Here is a 19,201-nt window from a genome sequence, read left to right on the forward strand (position 1 = left end):
TGCGCCAACAATGGTTGCCAGAACGATTCCAATCCATCCGGAGACAACACCATGCGCACCCAGGTCGCCATCATCGGCGCGGGCCCGGCAGGCCTTCTGCTCGGGCAGCTTCTGCACCGCAACGGCATCGACGCCGTCATCCTCGAAACCAAGAGCCGCACGTACGTTGAAGAGCGCATCCGCGCCGGCGTGCTGGAGCAAGGCACGGTCGACGTGCTCAACGAAGCGGGCGTGGGCGAGCGCATGCGGCGCGAGGGGCTCGTGCATCACGGCATCGACCTTCTGTTTGGCGGTAAGCGCCACCGTATCGACCTGACGGCGATGTCGGGCGGCCGCTCGATCACCGTGTATGGGCAGCACGAGGTGGTGAAAGATCTGATTGCCGCACGCGTGGAGCAGGGCGCGCCGCTATTGTTCGATGTGAGCGATGTGTCGGTGCACGATATCGAGTCGGCCACGCCTTCGGTGCAGTTCGTTCACGACGGCGTGCCGCAGACATTGCATTGCGACTACATCGCCGGATGCGATGGCTTCCACGGCATCTGCCGGCAGGCGATTCCGGCACAGCGGCAATCGGTGTTCGAGCGTGTGTATCCGTTTGCATGGCTCGGCATCCTGGCGGAAGCGGAGCCTGCGGCGGAAGAGCTGATCTACGCGAACCACGATCGGGGGTTTGCGCTGTTCAGCATGCGCTCACCCAAGATCACGCGGCTTTACCTGCAGTGCAAGCCGGATGAGGATCTGGCTGAATGGTCCGATGCGCGCATCTGGGACGAGCTGCACACGCGCCTGGAAAACAACGACGGCTGGCGGTTGAAGGAAGGCCCGATCCTGCAGAAGAGCGTCACGCCGATGCGCAGCTTCGTCTGCGAGACGATGCAGTATGGGCGCCTTTTCCTGGCGGGCGATGCTGCGCACATCGTGCCGCCGACCGGCGCGAAGGGCATGAACCTGGCCGTCGCGGACGTGCGCGTCCTGGCTCAGGGGCTTACGGCACGCTACAAGCAAGGCGACACCGCCCAGCTTGCAAGCTACGCCGACCGCTGTCTGCAACGCGTCTGGCGTGCCGAACATTTCTCGTGGTGGATGACGTCGATGCTGCATCGCTTTGACGACCACACACCGTTCATGCAGAAGCTGCAGCGCGCCGAGCTGGACTACGTGACCAGCTCGGCTGCCGGCGCGCGCGTGCTGGCCGAAAACTACGTCGGCCTGCCGTTTGCCGATGCGCCCGCCGGGGCGTCGTTGAGCGTGGTCAGTAGTTCCAGGGCGGCGTAGTCGTCGGCTTGGACAGCGCAATGCGGGAGACCAGCGGGCGGAAGCCTTGCGCGCGCGAAGCCGTGTAGACCTTCTGCGCGTTGGCGGTCTTCAGCGCGTAGTCGATCGTGAAGACGGGCACGTTGCCGGCGCAGTATTTCTGCAACTGCTCAATCGTCGATTGCGTGTCGACGGCGCTTGCAGCCTTGTCCCCGCCGGAGGCGCTGCTCCATGCGGCCCCGGCGCTGCCGCCGAACCATGTGTCTTCCTGCGCGATGCCATCGATCGTTGCCAGCAGCGTTGATGCACCGCCGTCGTCAATCAACGAGGGTGCGTTCTGCTGGATCACTGCGAATTGCGGATTGATGGCGCGGCCGGCCGCGCGGATCTTTGCGATGAAATCGACCATGGCCCGCGCGGGGTCGATGCCTGCTCCCTGGGCGGCGTCTGCCACAGAAGGCTCGGCGTATGCCTCCACCCAATCCAGATAGGCGCCATCGAACCCTTCGCGCGCCAGTTGCGCAACGGCGCCGTTCGGACCAAGCCAAAGCGCTTGCCAGCGCGGGTCCCAGAACGCCACGGGGTAGTCGCCGGCCCAGCCATCGGGGTCGGCTTTGATAATGAAGTCGGGCGTGCCGGCGCCGTCGGCTGTGGGCGCCTTCCAGCTCGACGTCCAATAGGTGCGGAAGTCTTCGGCCTCGCCAATGTCGATGTAGGCGAGCACCTTGCGGGCGGAGCCGTCGGGCTTGGTGCGCAGGCGCGCCACCATGTCGACCGTGTTGAAGTTCTCCAGCCCTTTGATGGTGTTATTGGCCTCGATCACCAGCATGTCGTACGGCTGTGCGTCGAGCGCGTCGATTTGCGCGCTGGTGGTCATGCCCTGCAGCTGATACATCCACGTCTGCACGCCGGCCAGCGGCGAGATGCCGTTGATGCCGCAAACAGGCGTGGTGGTTGTGGCCGTTGCGGTCGCAGTTTTTGAGCCAATCGCGGCATTGGAAGTGGCGGCGGCTTGCGGGCTCGACGACGAATCGCCGTCACCACCACCGCAGGCAGACAGCATCAGCCCGGCACACGCCAGGGCAACCGGAGAGATCAGGCGCATTGTGGTTTCTCGAAAAGTTCGGGGGGGTGTGCCTCACGCAAACCTGCACATCCGTTTGGATGCCACGGCAAGCACCAATCCAAGCTAGCACAATCGGATCGCGCCGCACCCTGCTGTGGAGGGGTGACGTGCTGAAACGTATTTAGACCGGCGTTGGTGTTTGCACCGAAGCCTTTGCTGTGGCTCATCAGCGTGCGCATGCCATGCCGTGCCCGCGGTCAAACGTTGCCGTCGCTTTCATCGCCATGCAAAACGCACGGGTGTATAGTCAGACAGCACTCGACGTTCAAGAAGGGGGCATTTCAGATGGACACTTCGCCGGCGGGCCAATACAAAGGCTTCGACATTTATCCGTTGGCTTTCCAACATGAACGCACGGCACGCTGGCCCGAGGCCAGGGAAGACCGCAGCTACAACGCAGCCGTGATGATCTGTCGGGCGGGGGAGTCGCCCGAACCCGGACAGACCCAGGTCTTCCGCCTATCGGGGGACCGGCAATTCAGCAATGTAGGGGCTGCGCGCATTGCAGCACTGCGCTTCGCTGAGAGCATCATCGATGGCGACGTGCCTGAACTGTCGCTTCCTGCCGACGGCGCCTGAAACCGCGGAAAACGCCCGTGGTAGAATAGCGGGCGAATCCGGCTCGCCGCCGGGCCTGTCAGGGCCGGTGGCAGCTGAGTCCAGCACCGGGGAATACCCCGCGCCGAGTCGGGCGGCGCGCATCTGCGACCGCCACCCATCCTCGCTCTCGCTTGTACGAAGCGGCGCACGCCATCGGCGGGCGCGATTTGTGTTTCGTACAACTCGGTACCCCCCAAGCCCGCAGTCCGGGCAGATGATCGCGGCGTACCGCTGCATGCCGTTCCAGGCGTGTGGCGTGGTTCGGGTGGGTCATCACATCATTGCAACCATCGGCGCAGCCGCGTGCTGCATACAAAGGAACGAGTTTGGCCAAGGAAGAACTGATTGAATTTGAAGGGGTGGTGTCTGAAGCACTGCCCGACAATCGTTTTCGCGTGCAGTTGGAAAACGGCGTGGAAATCTGGGCTTACGCATCGGGCAAGATGCAGAAGCACCGCATCCGCATTCTCGCGGGCGACCGCGTGAAGCTGGAAATGTCGCCGTACGACCTCACCAAGGGTCGCATCAACTACCGGCACAAGTAAAAACGGCTGTGCCGCCAAGACGTCCGTCCAGCGGGCGTTTCAAAGAAACCGCGTGTCCTGCAGACCCGCGGTTTTTTTATTATCGTTGCGTAAGCAGCGTTAAATTTCGTTGATCTCCCGGCAACATCCGGTATCATCCCGCTTGGCTGTCGACGGGGGGAACGCAGTTGGCAGCCAACTGAAGTGCAGGGCTTGTCATATTTTCAAGCCGCGAGCAGCCTCCGGGTATGACCGCGCCAGCTGTACCAGTCCATCAATAAGCGCACGGCCGCTGATCGATCCATCGACTCAGCAGGACCTCTAATCGCGCGTCCATTCGCCGACCGGGGCGTCATCTGACGCTCGCACCCGTTCGGTGTTCAGTGTGTCACAGGAGTCACACCACATCGGGATACCGCACAGGTAGGACGGCGCTTGTCCATCGAAGTACTGGGCGTAACGTTTTGCGTCCGAGGGAATAGAAAACCACAATGTTGGAAACCAAAAAAGCAGCACAGAGGGCGGCGCGCATGAGCCTGCGCGCTTTGGTGGGTCTGACGGCGGCGGCAACGCTGACAGGCCTGGGAACACAAACCGCCTCGGCGCAGGCCACGCGTCCGAAGGCACCTATCTACGGCGTCACGCTTGATGACGTCAGCAGTATCAACGCGATCGTGGCGTCGCTCACGCACTTGCCGTACAAGCCGACCGTGCGCGTGGTCTTTGACCCGGGTACATCGGCAGCCGACTACTACGCACCGCTGGTCAAGCTTCATCAAGTCGCCTACGTGATGGGCGAAGTGATGGATTCGTACTATTTCCCGGTCGACCCGACGACCTACAGTGCGCGCACCAACGAGTTGGTGAGCACGCTGAAGAATGTCGTGGACGTATGGGAAATCGCCAATGAGATCAACGGCGAATGGTTGCGTGCCAACCCGAGCGGTCCGACCGCGACGGCAACGTCGCAGGAACAGCAGATCGGTCAGATGGTCGGCAACGCCTACGACATCGTGAAGGGCGCGGGTGGCCTGGTGTCAGTGACGATGTACTACAACGACGACGGCAAGGGCACGAACTGCTACGAGCTGCCGATGGACTCGTGGCGTACGTGGGCGACGAACTTCCTGCCGTCCCGTGTGCGTCAGGGCACGGATTACGCATTGTTCAGCTACTACCCGTACCAGGACTGCCCGGGTCTGAATCCGTCGTGGGCAAACGATTTCAAGTTGCTTGAGAGCATCTTCCCGATCGCGAAGGTGGGCTTTGGTGAGATCGGTACGTCCAGTACGTCGGCGCCGCTGTCCGTGCAGCAGAATCTGATCAAGTCGTACTACCCGATGGGTACCACCACGATGGCAGCGGATCCGCGCTTCATCGGCGGCTACTTCTGGTGGAACTACGTTGAGCAGATGCTGCCGTACAGCACCAGCTCGTACTGGAGCCTGCTGAACAACACCATCAAACCGCTGACGGCACCGCAGTAAGAAGAGGCTGCAGCCTCTCCTCGCAAAAGGGTGGGACTCCGCGCCGGACGGACGGGACACGATCCGGCAACAAAAAACCCGCGCAGCGTGAGCTGACGCGGGTTTTTTCTATGGCGACGTGCGCGTTCAGCTCAGCCGCGTGCCGCCAGATAGGCGCGGAATTCGTCAGCGACTTCCTTGTGCTTGAGTGCCAGTTCCACCGTGGCCTTCAGGTAGCCCAGCTTGCTGCCGCAGTCATAGCGCACGCCCTTGTAGCGATAGGCCAGCACCTGCTCAGCCGACAGCAGCGACTGGATGGCATCCGTCAGCTGCAGCTCGCCGCCCGCGCCCGGCTTGAGGTTGCGGATGTGATCGAAAATGCGCGGCGTGAGGATGTAGCGACCGACCACGCCGAGGTTGGACGGCGCATTTTCCGGCGCCGGCTTCTCGATGATGCCCGACATCTTGATCACGCTGCCGTCTTCTTCCCACGGGCGGCCATCGACCACGCCATACGAGCGGCTCTGCTCCGGGTCGATCTCTTCCACCCCGATCACCGAGCAGTTGTAGTGATCGTACAGGTCCACCATCTGTTTCATGACGGGCGGCTCGCCGTCCAGCAGGTCGTCGGCCAGGATCACGGCGAACGGCGCATCGCCGACGAGCTTTTCAGCGCATTGCACCGCGTGGCCCAGGCCAAGCGCTTCAGGCTGGCGCACGTAAAAGCAATCCACATGCGACGGCTTGATCGAGCGCACGACTTCCAGCAGCGCGGTCTTCTGCTTCGCTTCGAGTTCGGCTTCGAGTTCGTAGGCCTTGTCGAAGTGGTCTTCAATGGCGCGCTTGCTGCGGCCGGTCACGAAGATCATCTCGGTGATGCCGGCAGCCATGGCTTCTTCTACGGCGTACTGGATCAGCGGCTTGTCCACGACCGGCAGCATTTCTTTCGGGCTGGCCTTGGTGGCCGGCAGAAAGCGGGTTCCGAGCCCCGCGACGGGGAAAACGGCTTTGGTGACGCGTTGCATCGTGGTTTCCTTGGTATCGATTAACGATTATTCAGGGCGCTCAGGCAGCCTGCACCGGCAGCCGTGCAATCTGGGCTTCCAGCTTGGCCAGCGTGGCTTTGAAGTCGGTCACGCGCTTTTGTTCCTGTTCGACCACGGCGGCCGGTGCGCGGGCGACGAACGATTCGTTGCCGAGCTTGGCTTCGCACTTGGTGATCTCACCGCGCAGGCGGTCGATTTCCTTCGACAGGCGCGCATGCTCGGCGGCCACGTCGATCTCGATCTTCAGCAGCAGCTTGTTCTCGCCGACGATCGCGACCGGTGCGCCGGCGCCGTCCTGTTCCATGGCAGCAGCGTCCGTGTAGACCTTCACCTCAGACAGCTTGCCCAGCGCTTGCACGTATGGCGCCACCACCTGCAGGAATTCGGCGTCGCCGTTGACGTACAGCGGCACGCGTTGGGCTGGGGAGATGTTCATCTCGCCGCGCAGGTTGCGGCAGGCGTCGACCAGCGCCTTCAACTGCTGGACCCACTGCTCGGCGTGTTCGTCGATCTTGGTGAGCACTGCGCGCGGATATTCCTGCAGCGCGAGGCTTTCGGTGCCGTCGCCCTTGGCGCGGCCGGCCATCGGCGCAACCTTTTGCCAGAGCTCTTCGGTAATGAACGGGATGATCGGATGCGCCAGGCGCAGCACCGTTTCCAGCACGCGCAGCAGCGTGCGCCGCGTGGCGCGCTGCTGGGCCGGCGTGCCGGTCTGGATCTGCACCTTGGCCAGTTCCAGGTACCAGTCGCAGTATTCGTCCCAGACGAATTTGTAGATGGCGTTCGCGATGTTGTCGAAGCGGTAGTCGGCAAAGCCTTTTTCCACTTCGGTTTCTACGCGCTGCAGCAGCGAGACGATCCAGCGGTCGGCCTGCGAGAAGTCCAGATGACCTTCGGGGCCGCAATCACCGACGCATTCCTGCATGCCGCAGTCCTGGCCTTCGGTGTTCATCAGCACGAAGCGCGTGGCGTTCCAGAGCTTGTTGCAGAAGTTGCGATAGCCTTCGCAGCGGCTGGGGTCAAAGTTGATGCTGCGGCCGAGCGTGGCGAGCGATGCGAACGTGAAGCGCAGCGCGTCGGCGCCAAATGCGGGAATGCCTTCGGGGAATTCCTTGCGCGTGCGCTTCTCGACCTTCGGCGCGTCCTTCGGGCGGCGCAGGCCGGTCGTGCGCTTGGCCAGCAGCGGTTCCAGCGCGATACCGTCGATCAGGTCGACGGGGTCCAGCGTGTTGCCTTCGGACTTGCTCATCTTCTTGCCTTCCGAATCGCGCACCAGGCCGTGCACGTAGACGGTGTGGAAGGGCACCTCACCGGTGAAGTGCAGGGTCATCATGACCATGCGCGCCACCCAGAAGAAGATGATGTCGTAGCCCGTGACCAGCACGGTCGAGGGCAGGAAATGCTTCAGTTCCGGCGTATCGGCCGGCCAACCCAGCGACGAGAACGGCACCAGCGCCGACGAGAACCACGTATCCAGCACGTCGTCGTCACGCTTGAGGGCACCGGTGTAGCCCTTGGCGGCTGCTTGCGCTTTGGCTTCTTCTTCCGTGCGGCCGACGTACACATTGCCCGCGTCGTCGTACCACGCCGGAATCTGGTGGCCCCACCACAGTTGGCGCGAAATACACCAGTCCTGGATGTTGTTCAGCCACTGGTTGTACGTGTTGACCCACTGCTCCGGCACCAGCTTGATCTTGCCGCTCTGCACCGCGTCCAGCGCGACTTCAGCGATGGAGCGGCCTGGGAAGCGCGTGCCTTCCGGCGCCGGTTTGCTCATGGCGACGAACCACTGGTCGGTCAGCATCGGCTCGATCACGACGCCGGTGCGGTCGCCGCGCGGCACCATCAGCGTGTGCTTCTTCACCTCGGCCAGCAGGCCTTGCGCTTCGAGATCCTCGACGATCTTCTTGCGCGCGTCGAAGCGATCCAGGCCGGCATAGGCGGCGGGGGCATCGGCAACGATCTTCGCGTCGAGCGTCAGGATCGACAACTGCGGCAGCTTGTGGCGCTGGCCGACCGCGTAGTCGTTGAAATCGTGGCCCGGAGTCACCTTGACCACGCCGGTGCCGAATTCGCGGTCGACGTACTCGTCGGCAATCACGGGAATCTTGCGATCGGTCAGCGGCAGGTGGACGAACTTGCCGATGAGGCGGGCGTAGCGTTCGTCCTCAGGGTGCACCATCACGGCCGTGTCGCCGAGCATCGTTTCCGGACGGGTCGTGGCGACCGTCAGGTGCGTGAGGCCATGCAAGGCATCCGGCTCGGCGAGCGGATAGCGGATGTGCCACAGCGAGCCTTCTTCTTCCTCGCTCACCACCTCCAGGTCGGACACGGCGGTGCCAAGCACCGGGTCCCAGTTGACGAGCCGCTTGCCGCGGTAGATCAGGCCCTGCTCATACAGACGCACGAACACGTCGCTGACGGCGCGCGACATCTTCGGGTCCATCGTGAAGTATTCGCGCTCCCAGTCGATCGAGGCGCCCATGCGGCGCACCTGGCGGGTAATGGTCGAGCCCGATTGCTCCTTCCATTCCCACACCTTTTCGACGAACTTCTCGCGGCCCATGTCGTGGCGCGATATGCCCTGGGCATCCAGCTGGCGTTCGACGACGATCTGCGTGGCGATGCCCGCGTGGTCGGTGCCCGGTACCCACAGCGTGTTGGCGCCCGACATGCGCGCGTGGCGCGTCAGGCCGTCCATGATGGTCTGGTTGAACGCGTGGCCCATGTGCAGCGTGCCTGTCACGTTCGGCGGCGGAAGCTGGATACAGAAGTCGGGTTTGCCGGCTTCGAGCGTCGCGCGGGAGACGCCCATCGCTTCCCACGCCGCGCTCCACTTCTGCTCGATGGTGGCGGGTTCGAAGCTCTTGGCGAGGGACTGGTTTTGATCGGTCATGCTGACAGGGCGCAATGGGCGCAAAAAGACGTTTGGCCCAGGAAAATGGCGGGCGAAAGCTTGGAATTATACGGCGTGTCGATGTCCGGCACGGGCGAAGCGGCTATTGCGGCCGGTATAATTTCAGGATTCTGCCGAGGCTCCTCCCGCATGTCCGACCTGCTCGCCAATCTGAACCCCGAACAACGCGCTGCCATCACGCTTCCCGATGAATCGGCGCTGATCCTGGCGGGGGCGGGCAGCGGCAAGACGCGCGTGTTGACCACCCGCATCGCCTGGCTGATCCAGAGTGCGCGGGTGTCGCCCTCAGGTGTGCTGGCCGTCACGTTTACAAACAAGGCGGCCAAGGAAATGACGGCGCGCCTCCAGGCCATGCTGCCGATCAACACGCGCGCCATGTGGATCGGCACGTTCCACGGTCTGTGCAACCGGCTGCTGCGCGCGCATTTCCGCGATGCCGGTCTGCCGCAGACGTTCCAGATCCTCGATACGCAAGACCAGCTGTCCGCCGTCAAGCGCCTGCTCAAGTCGCTCAATATCGACGACGAGAAATTCCCGCCCAAGAACGTCCAGTACTTCATCAATGGGGCTAAGGAGCAGGGCTTGCGCGCGGGCGATCTGGAAATCGCCAACGAGTACGACCGCCGCATGGCCGATCTCTACGCCGCTTACGACGCGCAATGCCAGCGCGAAGGCGTGGTCGATTTTGCCGAGCTGCTGCTGCGCTGCTACGAACTGCTGCGCTACAACGACGCCATCCGCGCGCACTACCAACGGCGTTTCAAGCACATCCTGGTCGACGAGTTCCAGGATACGAACAAGCTGCAATACGCCTGGCTGAAGATCCTGGCCGGGCTGGGCGAGCCTGGTGTCACGCCCAACGCCATCTTTGCCGTCGGCGACGATGATCAGAGCATCTACGCGTTTCGTGGCGCCAACGTGGGCAACATGGTCGACTTTGAGCGCGAATTCCGCGTCGAGCACCGCATCAAGCTGGAGCAGAACTACCGCTCGCACGGCCACATCCTCGATACCGCCAACCACCTGATCTCGCACAACACGCGTCGGCTGGGCAAGAACCTGCGCACCGATGCCGGCCATGGCGAGCCGGTGCGGGTCTACCAGGCCGCGACGGATGGGCAGGAGGCCGGCTGGATTGTCGATGAGATCCGCGACCGGATTGCCACCGGCATGTCGCGCTCGGAAATTGCCATCCTGTATCGCAGCAATGCGCAGTCGCGGGTGATCGAGCACGCCCTGTTCTCGGCGGGTATCCCGTACAAGGTGTACGGCGGCCTGCGCTTTTTCGAGCGTGCGGAAATCAAGCACGCGCTTGCGTATCTTCAGCTTCTTGAGAATCCCGACAATGACGCGGCGTTTGGTCGCGTGGTGAATTTCCCGGCGCGGGGCGTCGGGGCGCGCTCGCTGGAGCAGTTGCAGGATGCGGCGCGGCTCTATGGCATTTCGCTTGCAGCGGCGGTGCCGTATCTGACGGGGGCCGCGGGCACCAAGTTGTCGGCGTTTGTGCGTCTGATCGAGCAGATGCGTGCGGACACACGCCAGATGACGCTGCCCGAAATCGTCCAGCACGTCATTCACGCCAGCGGCCTGATCACGCATTACCAGGGCGAGAAGGAAGGCCAGGACCGCATCGAGAACTTGCAGGAACTGGTGACCGCCGCCCAAGCCTTCGTTGCCGAAGAAGGCTACGGCGTGGATGCGATTGCCACCGCGCTGCCCGTGCGCCACGACGCCATGCTGCGCATCGAAGGCGGCGAGATCGATACCGCTTCTGAACTCGTCGCCGACGAAACGCCTGCAGAAATGACGCCGCTCGTTGCGTTTCTCACGCATGCCTCTCTGGAAGCTGGCGACAACCAGGCCCAGGCAGGCCAGGATGCCGTGCAGATGATGACCGTGCATGCGGCGAAGGGGCTGGAATTCCATGTCGTTTTCATCACCGGGCTGGAAGAGGGTCTGTTCCCGCACGAAAACAGCCAGATGGAAAAGGACGGCCTGGAGGAAGAGCGCCGCCTGATGTACGTGGCGATTACCCGGGCCCGCGAGCGGCTGTACCTGTCGTTCGCGCAAAGCCGTGTGCTGCACGGCCAGATCCGCTACCACATCCGCTCACGCTTCTTCGACGAACTGCCCGAAGACACGTTGAAGTGGCTGACGCCGCAGCATTCTGGCTATCAGGCCACGCGGCGAGTGCAAGGCGATTCCGCGTGGGGCAAGGATTGGTTCAAGCGCCCCGAGCGCGGCGATGACGACGCCTACACCGGCCGCCCGACCGGCGGCATGGACACCGGCAAGAACTACGCCGACGCCAAGCGCGCGGAGGCCACAGGCTTCCGCGTCGGCCAATCGGTGTTTCACAACAAGTTCGGGGAAGGCGTCATCACGACGTTGGAAGGCGAGGGCGCCGAGGCGCGCGCCCAGATCAAATTCAACCGCCACGGGGTGAAGACGCTGGCGCTGGGCATCGCCAAGCTCGACCCGATCAACTGAGCGCTGATCGCGTCGTTGGGCCCGATCAGGCCGTCGTGTCAGTCGTTTGGCCGGCCGCTTGCGTCACGTTGAAGCAGCCGCGGTAGGTGGCGTAGAACGAGCAGTACAGCACCGCCATCACCAGAATCCGGTACGGCGTGGCGATGATGGGAGCGATATTGTTGGCACCGCTCGACGCGAACAACGCATCGATGAACAGCGGCACCGCGATCAGCAGGATTGCCACCAAGACGCCGTACGCGATGAACGCGGCGCGGTTGCGCCATACGGCCATCCAGCTGAAGAACAGCGCCTTGCCCACGGGAATGCCGTGCCACGCTACCAGCAACGGCGCAAACCAGAACAGCACCGCCACCGGGATGTACAGCACCGAGCCCATCACCATGGCGAGATAGAACTCGCGGATGGCGTCAGCGGTGAGCGGTTTGTCGCTGACGACGGTCATGAGCGTGTCGACGTCCACCATCGTCATCAGCACGCCGCTGACCACCAGCACCAGCACGCCATAGATGCCGCCGAGCTTGAGCAGGCTGCGCATCGCATCCTTGCCGTACGCACGAAAGCCGGCGATGAGCGACGCAGGCCCGACGCGCTTGCCTGCGACCGTATCGCGGCAGGCTGACATGAAGCCCACGAAGATGGCTGGATTCACCAGCAGGATGGCAAACACACCAATCGGCGGCACCAGCAGCATCAGCAGGTTGACCGCAAACAGGTAGATGAACAGCAGCAGCAAGAACCCGATCGGGTTCTTGCGAAACAGCCACGCACCCTGGCGCAGCCAGACGTAGCCTTGCTTGGCCGGTACTTCAATCAGTTGCATGGTTGGGGAAGATCCAGAGTCAGGCCGCCGGCGCCCACCCGTTCGCGCAGCACGCGCTCGAAGTGGGTGGGGTCATGCGGCTTGAGCAGTTCGGCATCGCGCGGGAGATAGAAATCCCACAGGCGCGAGACCCAGAAGCGGTATGCCGCGGCACGCAGCATGTCTTGCCAGTGCCGCGCTTCCGTGTCGGTAAACGGGCGCACAGCGTGATACGCGCCCAGCATCGCACGTGCCCGCTCGGCGTCCAACACGCCGGTGGCCAGGTCGATGCACCAGTCATTGACGGTGACGGCCACGTCGAAGAGCCACTTGTCGACACCGGCAAAGTAAAAGTCGAAGAAGCCACCCAGGCGTTCCGGCTGGCCGTCCGCGGCCGGCTCGAACAGCACGTTGTCGCGGAAGAGGTCGCAGTGGCAGGGGCCTTCGGGCAGCGCAGCGTAGTCGGCGCTGGCGAAGAAGCGTTGCTGGTGCGCGAGTTCGCTTTCGAGCAGCACGCGCGTGTCGCCGTGCACGAACGGCACGACATCAGGCACGACTTCGTTCCACCACGGCAGGCTGCGCAGATTGGGCTGATGGCGCGGATAGTCGCGTCCGGCCAGATGCATGCGCGCGAGCATGTCGCCGACGATGGCGCATTCCGACACCGTCGGCGCCAGGTTCGACCGGCCCGCCAGACGCGTCACGATGGTCGCGGGCTTGCCGTTGAGCGTGCGCAGGATCTCGCCGTCGCGGCCGGGAATCGGCGCCGGCACGCTGATGTCGTGCTGCGCCAGATGCTGCATCAGATAGAGGTAGAACGGCAGTTGCTCGAGCGTCAGCCGCTCAAACAGGGTGACGACGTATTCGTGCGTCTGCCCATCCTTTTCCGTGGTCAGGAAGAAATTGGAGTTTTCGATCCCGGAGGGGATGCCGCGAAATGCGCGCACGGCGCCCACATCGTATTGATCCAGCCAGAGAGCGATCTCGGCGTCGGAGACCGGGGTGAAAACAGCCATGCTTCAGGAACGGGAAACGGGTGGAGGGAAATGCAGCCGGCCCACCGTGGAGCCTGCTTGCAGGCGCCGCGCTTGCGGCACGGGCTTAGAACTTCAGGACGTTGACCGAGGGCACGCGGTCGATATCGCCGCGCTCGCGAATGCGCGGCGAGCTGTCTTCGGGCTTGCTGAGGTTGTAGGACGTGCCCATGCCGGACTTGACATGGATGTCCGGTGCCTGGCCCTTCTGGAAGCGGTATTCCTCGACTTGCGTACCGTCGTTGTCGCGGTAATCGAAGCTCGGCTTGACGCGCTCGTTGTGGATGGCGCCGCGGGTCGGCTTGGAAATCGGCTGATTGTTGATCGCCTTGACGTCGGGCAGGTCCAGACCGGCGCTGTCGGAGTTCACCTCCGCGTGCGCCGGCAGGGCGAGGCAGAAAACGGCGCCTGCCAGCAACCCAGCGTGGCGCATCAGGCGCGCGGCGGTGGCAAAGCCGGAGTGGACAGGGGCGGACGGGTGAAGCAGCGAATCCATCATGGACTCCGGCGGGTGATCTGGGACCCTACATTCTAGCAGTCCGGCCTCCCGCCATCGTCCGTTCATGTGGCGCCGAATGTCACACCCGAGGTTACAGATAGAACATCTCTTCCTTGGGCGGAATCGGCGAGGTGCCTTCGCGCTTTTCGTAGAACTCGTAGACAGCATCGAGCGCGTCCTTGGGCTCATCGACGATGCGCATGATGTCGAGGTCGTGCTCCGCAATCAGGCCCATCGGCAGCAGCGTAAAGCGGAACCAGTCCAGCAGGCCCTTCCAGAAATGGCTGCCGAACATGACCACCGGCACGCTGCGCGATTTGCCCGTCTGGACGAGCGTGAGCACTTCAGCCAGCTCATCGAGCGTGCCGAAACCGCCAGGCATGACGATGAACGCATCCGAATTCTTCACGAAGGTGACCTTGCGCGTGAAGAAATGGCGGAAGCGCATCGAGATGTCCTGGTACCGATTGCCTTGCTGCTCGTGCGGCAGTTCGATGTTCAGGCCGACGCTGGCCGACTTGCCGGCATGCGCGCCTTTGTTGGCCGCTTCCATGATGCCGGGGCCCCCGCCGGAGATGACAGCGAAGCCTGCATCCGAGAACAATCGGGCGATTTCGATGGTGCGTTCGTAGTACGGCGAATCCTCGCGCAGGCGCGCGCTGCCGTAGATCGAGACGGCCGGACGGATCTCCGAGAGGTACTCCGTCGCCTCGATGAACTCTGCCATAATCGTGAACATCTGCCAGGAGGCGCGCGCTTTCTTTGCGGTGGCGCGTTCTTCGTCGGCGAGTGCCCGCAGGCTGGGAATCATCTTGCGATCGGTACGGCCTTGCGACACGTCAGCCTTGGGCTCGTGTTCGACGCCCACCGTCACGTTGACGTCCATGTCGGCCGTGGTGGCCTGGCGCGAGGGGCTCACTCCGGTCAGTTCAGCCGCCGACACCTCGGCCGAGGAAGCGCCAGCAGCCTGCTTTGCCACGCCGCCTTCTGCGGAAGCGCCATTATCGGAAACGCCTTTTGGCGTTCCAGTCACATTAGAGTCCATGGGAATGTCGGAAAGTCAAGAAACGCTGTTGCTCGTCGATGGCTCGAGTTATCTGTACCGTGCCTATCACGCACTGCCCGACTTGCGAAACGGAGAAGGGTTTCCTACGGGGGCCATCTACGGCATCGTGAACATGCTGCGCAAACTGCGCAACGACTATCCGGCCAAGTATAGCGCTTGCATTTTCGACGCCAAAGGCAAGACCTTTCGCGACGACCTCTATCCTGCCTACAAGGAGCATCGCGCGCCCATGCCCGACGACCTGCGCGCGCAGATCGAACCGATCCACGAAGCCGTGCGGGCATTGGGTTGGCCCATCCTGATGGTGGAAGGCGTCGAGGCCGACGATGTGATCGGCACCCTGGCTGAGCGGGCCGCTCGCGAAGGCGTTCGGACCATCGTCTCAACGGGTGATAAGGACCTCGCCCAACTGGTGAATGACCACGTCACGCTGGTCAACACCATGACGAACGAAACGCTCGACCCGGCCGGCGTGCAAGCCAAATTCGGTGTGCCGCCGGAGCGCATCGTCGACTATCTCTCGCTGATTGGCGACACCGTGGACAACGTGCCCGGTGTGCCGAAGGTGGGGCCGAAAACCGCGGTGAAATGGCTGACGGAGTTCGGCTCGCTCGACAACGTCATGGCACGCGCGGGCGAGATCAAGGGTGTGGTGGGCGACAACCTGCGCAACACGCTCGAGTGGCTGCCGAAGGGCCGCGAGCTGCTGACCGTGAAGCTCGACTGCGACCTCAGCAAGGAAGTGCCGACGTTCGACGCGCTGATCGACGGCGGCGAAGACAAATCCAAACTCGTCGATTTCTTCTCGCGTTACGGCTTCAAGACCTGGCTGCGCGAGGCTTCAGGCGAAGCGCTGCCCGACACGCGCAGCGTGGGTGCCGCGCGCAAGGCCGCGACGCCCGTGAAGAATTACGCCGGCGAGGCGGCACAACTGCAGGCCCAGGCCAACCTCTTCGATGTGGAGGCGCCACCCGATGAGATCAAATACGAGACGGTGACGACCGAAGCGCAGCTCGAATCGTGGATGCAGCGCCTGGACGAAGTGGATCTCGTCTGCATCGATACCGAGACGACGTCCATCGACCCGATGCTTGCGCAATTGGTGGGCATTTCGCTGTCGGTGAAGCCGGGCGAGGCTTGCTACATCCCCGTGGCGCATCGTGGCCCCGATGTGGCGGGGCTCGATGCAGCGGCGCAACTTTCGCGCGACACGGTGCTCGCGCGCATGAAGCTGTGGCTCGAAGACGAATCGCGCAAGAAAGTCGGACAGCATCTGAAGTACGACGCGCATGTGTTTGCCAATCACGGCATCGCGCTGCGCGGCATCGAGCACGACACGATGCTCGAATCGTATGTGCTGGAATCCCACCGCAATCACGGCATGGATGCACTGGCCGAGCGCGTGCTGCACTTGAAGACGATCACCTACGAAGCGGTGTGCGGCAAGGGTGCATCGCAAATCGGCTTTGACGAGGTGCCGCTCGATCGCGCGACCGAATACGCGGCGGAGGACGCCGATATCACGCTGCGTCTGCATCGCACGCTGTTCCCCAAGGTGTCCGAAGACGACAAACTGCGCTACGTCTACGAGCAGATCGAAATGCCGACGTCCATCGTGTTGCAGAAGATGGAACGCAACGGCGTGCTGATCGACGCCGAGCGTCTGGCCAAACAGAGCAACGAGCTGGGCCTGCGCCTGATCGATCTGGAAGCCGAGGCCCACAAGCTTGCAGGGCAGCCGTTCAATCTCGGCTCACCCAAGCAGATCGGCGACATCTTCTTCAACCAGATGAAGCTGCCGGTCATCAAGAAGACCGCCAGCGGTGCGCCGTCGACCGACGAAGAAGTGCTGCAGAAGCTGGCCGAAGACTACCCGCTGCCGAAGCTGCTGCTCGATTATCGGGGCCTGGCCAAGCTCAAGTCGACCTACACCGACAAGCTGCCGAAGATGGTCAACCCGCGCACTGGCCGCGTCCACACCACCTACGGTCAGGCGACGGCGGTGACGGGGCGTCTGGCCTCGACCGATCCGAACCTGCAGAACATTCCGGTGCGCACGGAAGAAGGGCGGCGCATCCGCGAGGCGTTCATCGCGCCGGAAGGCAGCGTGATCGTGTCGGCCGACTATTCGCAGATTGAACTGCGCATCATGGCGCATCTCTCGCAGGACGAAGGCCTGATGCGTGCATTCCGAGAAGGTCAGGACGTGCACCGCGCCACGGCCGCCGAAGTGTTCAACGTGACGCCGCTGGAGGTCACGCCCGACCAGCGTCGTGTGGCCAAGGTCATCAACTTCGGCCTGATCTACGGGATGAGCGCGTTCGGGCTGGCGAGCAACCTGGGCATTGGGCGCGATGCGGCCAAGATCTATATCGACCGCTACTTCGCCCGCTACCCCGGCGCCGCGAGCTACATGGACGAAACCCGGCAGAGCGCGCGCGAGCGCGGCTACGTGGAGACGGTTTTTGGCCGTCGCCTGTGGCTGCCGGACATCAACGGCGGCAACGGCCCGCGCCGCCAGGCTGCCGAACGCGCCGCCATCAACGCGCCGATGCAAGGCACGGCGGCAGACCTCATCAAACTGTCGATGCTGGCAGTGCAAGGCTGGCTCGAAGCGGAAGCGATGCGCTCGCGCCTGGTCATGCAGGTACACGATGAACTGGTGCTCGAAGTTCCGCAGGCCGAGCTTGCCGTGGTGCGCGAGCGACTGCCCGAGTTGATGTGCAGCGTCGCAACGCTGCGCGTGCCGCTGGTGGCCGAAGTTGGCGTGGGCGCAAACTGGGAAGAAGCGCACTGACGCAATCGCTTGCCCCGCGAGCGCCGCGCCATAAACCAAGGCGTGGCGCCCGCTTGCCTGACAAGGCAGGCTGCGGATCGCGTTGGCATGTGGTTGTCATGATTTGCCATATCCAAGCGTCCGGGGTTGCAGCGGGTTTTGCGTTGCAGCAGACTGCACCTGACAGATCGAGTGATCGAAAAGTTTCAATGGCTCCAGGAGAGGCACATGGCAGGGCAGACGGATGGCGCAGGCGGTACGAATGGGCCGCGCATTGTGGTGGTCGGCGGAGGGGCCGGGGGATTGGAGCTTGCGACGCGGCTGGGCGACAAGCTCGGCAAGCGCGGCGCGGCACAGATCATTCTCGTTGATCGCAATCCCACACACATCTGGAAACCGCTGCTGCATGAAGTTGCTGCCGGCAGCATGGATCCGAACACGCATCAGCTCGAATACGCTGCGCAGGCGCGCTGGCATGGTTTCGAATTCCAGCAGGGCGAACTGAAGGGCCTCGACCGCGTCGCCAAATCCATCATCGTGTCGGGATGCGTTGACGCGGATGGCACCGAGGTCCTGCCCGAGCGCGCCATCTCGTACGACACGCTGGTGCTGTCCATCGGCAGCGTGACGCATTTCTTCGGCGTGCCGGGCACGGCCGAGCACGCCATTGCGCTCGACACCGCATGGCAGGCCGAGCGCTTTCGCCGCAGGCTCATCGCGGCATGCATGCGCGCACAGAACGGCGTCGGCGATGCGCGTCCGCAAGTGGACATCGCCATCGTGGGGGCTGGAGCAACGGGCGTGGAGCTGTCGGCTGAGCTGCGCAACACCGCCCACGTGTTGGCCGCTTATGGCCTGCACAAGCTCGACCCGCGCCACGACATTCGCATCCACCTGATCGAAGGCGGCCCGCGTATCTTGCCGGTGCTCAAGGAGCGTATTTCGGCTGCGACCACGGAGTTGCTGCACAAGCTCGACGTGGACGTCATCACCAGCGAACGGGTGACGGAAGTCACTGCCAGCGCCGTCAACACGGCCAGCGGCAAGTCCATTCCGGCAGACCTGACCGTGTGGGCTGCAGGCATCCGCGCACCGTCGGTGCTGGGGGAGCTGGGGCTGCCGGTGAACAAGCTGGGTCAGGTCGTCGTTTCGCGCACGCTGCAGGTGGAGGGTGACGATTCGATCTACGCCTTTGGCGATTGCGCGAGCTGCCCCTGGCCGGAGGCGTCGTCCAGCGTGCCGCCGCGTGCCCAGGCCGCGCATCAGCAAGCCACGTATCTCTTCGATGCGCTGCGCAAGCGCATGGAGGGCAAGCCGGTCCAACCTTTCGCGTTCAAGGATCTCGGCTCTCTGGTGTCGCTGGGCCATTTCAGCGCGGTGGGCAGCCTGATGGGCGGACTGATCGGCGGGTCGATGTTCATCGAAGGCCTGATGGCGCGGTTGATGTACACGTCGCTGTATCGCATGCACGTGCTCGCGCTGCACGGTTGGGTGCGGATGTCGGTCGATACGGTGATGCACTGGCTGCGCAGCAAGACGAATCCGCGCGTCAAGCTGCACTAGGCCGGTCCTGGTACCTGGGCCGGATACCTGACTCG

General features: G+C 63.3%; 14 protein-coding genes. 7 read left to right on the plus strand and 7 right to left on the minus strand.

Annotated elements, in window-relative coordinates:
* Positions 1 to 51: 51 nt before the first annotated feature.
* Complete coding sequence (gene pobA, locus FUT88_RS20955) at positions 52 to 1,278, plus strand: 4-hydroxybenzoate 3-monooxygenase (RefSeq protein WP_147217998.1); 1,227 nt, start codon at positions 52 to 54, stop codon at positions 1,276 to 1,278.
* Here the strand turns inward: pobA and FUT88_RS20960 are convergent.
* Positions 1,256 to 2,362 carry an endo alpha-1,4 polygalactosaminidase gene (locus FUT88_RS20960; RefSeq protein ID WP_147218000.1) on the minus strand — a complete coding sequence of 369 codons (1,107 nt, stop codon included), beginning with the start codon at positions 2,360 to 2,362 and terminating at the stop codon, positions 1,256 to 1,258. The genes pobA and FUT88_RS20960 overlap by 23 nt on opposite strands.
* A gap of 306 nt (positions 2,363 to 2,668) precedes the next feature.
* On the opposite strand from FUT88_RS20960, the gene FUT88_RS20965 reads away from it, so the two are divergent.
* The 3 genes from FUT88_RS20965 to FUT88_RS20975 all read left to right on the plus strand — a co-directional run bounded on the left by FUT88_RS20965 (position 2,669) and on the right by FUT88_RS20975 (position 4,994).
* Complete coding sequence (locus FUT88_RS20965) at positions 2,669 to 2,962, plus strand: hypothetical protein (RefSeq protein ID WP_004631110.1); 294 nt, start codon at positions 2,669 to 2,671, stop codon at positions 2,960 to 2,962.
* Positions 2,963 to 3,309: 347 nt separating this feature from the next.
* Positions 3,310 to 3,528 carry a translation initiation factor IF-1 gene (gene infA, locus FUT88_RS20970; RefSeq protein ID WP_004631109.1) on the plus strand — a complete coding sequence of 73 codons (219 nt, stop codon included), beginning with the start codon at positions 3,310 to 3,312 and terminating at the stop codon, positions 3,526 to 3,528.
* A 470-nt stretch (positions 3,529 to 3,998) separates the two neighbouring features.
* Positions 3,999 to 4,994, plus strand: coding sequence for a hypothetical protein (locus FUT88_RS20975; RefSeq protein ID WP_147218002.1), 996 nt, complete (start codon positions 3,999 to 4,001; stop codon positions 4,992 to 4,994).
* A 131-nt stretch (positions 4,995 to 5,125) separates the two neighbouring features.
* Here the strand turns inward: FUT88_RS20975 and galU are convergent, their stop codons facing one another.
* Positions 5,126 to 5,998 carry a UTP--glucose-1-phosphate uridylyltransferase GalU gene (galU, locus tag FUT88_RS20980; RefSeq protein ID WP_027680889.1) on the minus strand — a complete coding sequence of 291 codons (873 nt, stop codon included), beginning with the start codon at positions 5,996 to 5,998 and terminating at the stop codon, positions 5,126 to 5,128.
* A gap of 40 nt (positions 5,999 to 6,038) precedes the next feature.
* A complete protein-coding gene (locus FUT88_RS20985; RefSeq protein ID WP_147218004.1) occupies positions 6,039 to 8,915 on the minus strand; it encodes a valine--tRNA ligase in 2,877 nt (958 codons plus the stop codon).
* Positions 8,916 to 9,065: 150 nt separating this feature from the next.
* Here FUT88_RS20985 and FUT88_RS20990 point away from each other — a divergent pair, with 150 nt between their 5' ends.
* Complete coding sequence (locus tag FUT88_RS20990) at positions 9,066 to 11,426, plus strand: UvrD-helicase domain-containing protein (RefSeq protein WP_147218006.1); 2,361 nt, start codon at positions 9,066 to 9,068, stop codon at positions 11,424 to 11,426.
* Between the two features lie 25 nt (positions 11,427 to 11,451).
* Here the strand turns inward: FUT88_RS20990 and FUT88_RS20995 are convergent, their stop codons facing one another.
* The 4 genes from FUT88_RS20995 to FUT88_RS21010 form a co-directional block, all read right to left on the minus strand.
* Positions 11,452 to 12,249, minus strand: a complete 798-nt coding sequence (locus FUT88_RS20995) for a BPSS1780 family membrane protein (RefSeq protein WP_147218008.1) — start codon at positions 12,247 to 12,249, stop codon at positions 11,452 to 11,454.
* Positions 12,240 to 13,244: a homoserine kinase gene (locus FUT88_RS21000; RefSeq protein WP_147218010.1), complete on the minus strand. Its 1,005-nt coding sequence runs from the start codon at positions 13,242 to 13,244 to the stop codon at positions 12,240 to 12,242. Before FUT88_RS21000 ends, FUT88_RS20995 begins: the two co-directional genes overlap by 10 nt.
* 85 nt (positions 13,245 to 13,329) lie before the next feature.
* Positions 13,330 to 13,758: a hypothetical protein gene (locus tag FUT88_RS21005; protein WP_147218012.1), complete on the minus strand. Its 429-nt coding sequence runs from the start codon at positions 13,756 to 13,758 to the stop codon at positions 13,330 to 13,332.
* A gap of 94 nt (positions 13,759 to 13,852) precedes the next feature.
* Entirely contained in the window at positions 13,853 to 14,806 is a 954-nt protein-coding gene (locus FUT88_RS21010) for a TIGR00730 family Rossman fold protein (protein ID WP_147218014.1), read from the minus strand.
* Positions 14,807 to 14,810: 4 nt separating this feature from the next.
* Between FUT88_RS21010 and polA the strand changes: the two genes are divergently transcribed.
* Both polA and FUT88_RS21020 read left to right on the plus strand, forming a co-directional pair.
* Positions 14,811 to 17,624 (plus strand): DNA polymerase I, encoded by a 2,814-nt coding sequence (gene polA / locus FUT88_RS21015; protein ID WP_147218015.1) that lies wholly within the window; start codon positions 14,811 to 14,813, stop codon positions 17,622 to 17,624.
* Between the two features lie 207 nt (positions 17,625 to 17,831).
* Positions 17,832 to 19,166, plus strand: coding sequence for an NAD(P)/FAD-dependent oxidoreductase (locus tag FUT88_RS21020; protein ID WP_147218017.1), 1,335 nt, complete (start codon positions 17,832 to 17,834; stop codon positions 19,164 to 19,166).
* Positions 19,167 to 19,201 lie beyond the last annotated feature (35 nt).

This window comes from Ralstonia sp. TCR112, from assembly GCF_007997035.1.
GTDB lineage: Bacteria > Pseudomonadota > Gammaproteobacteria > Burkholderiales > Burkholderiaceae > Ralstonia > Ralstonia edaphi.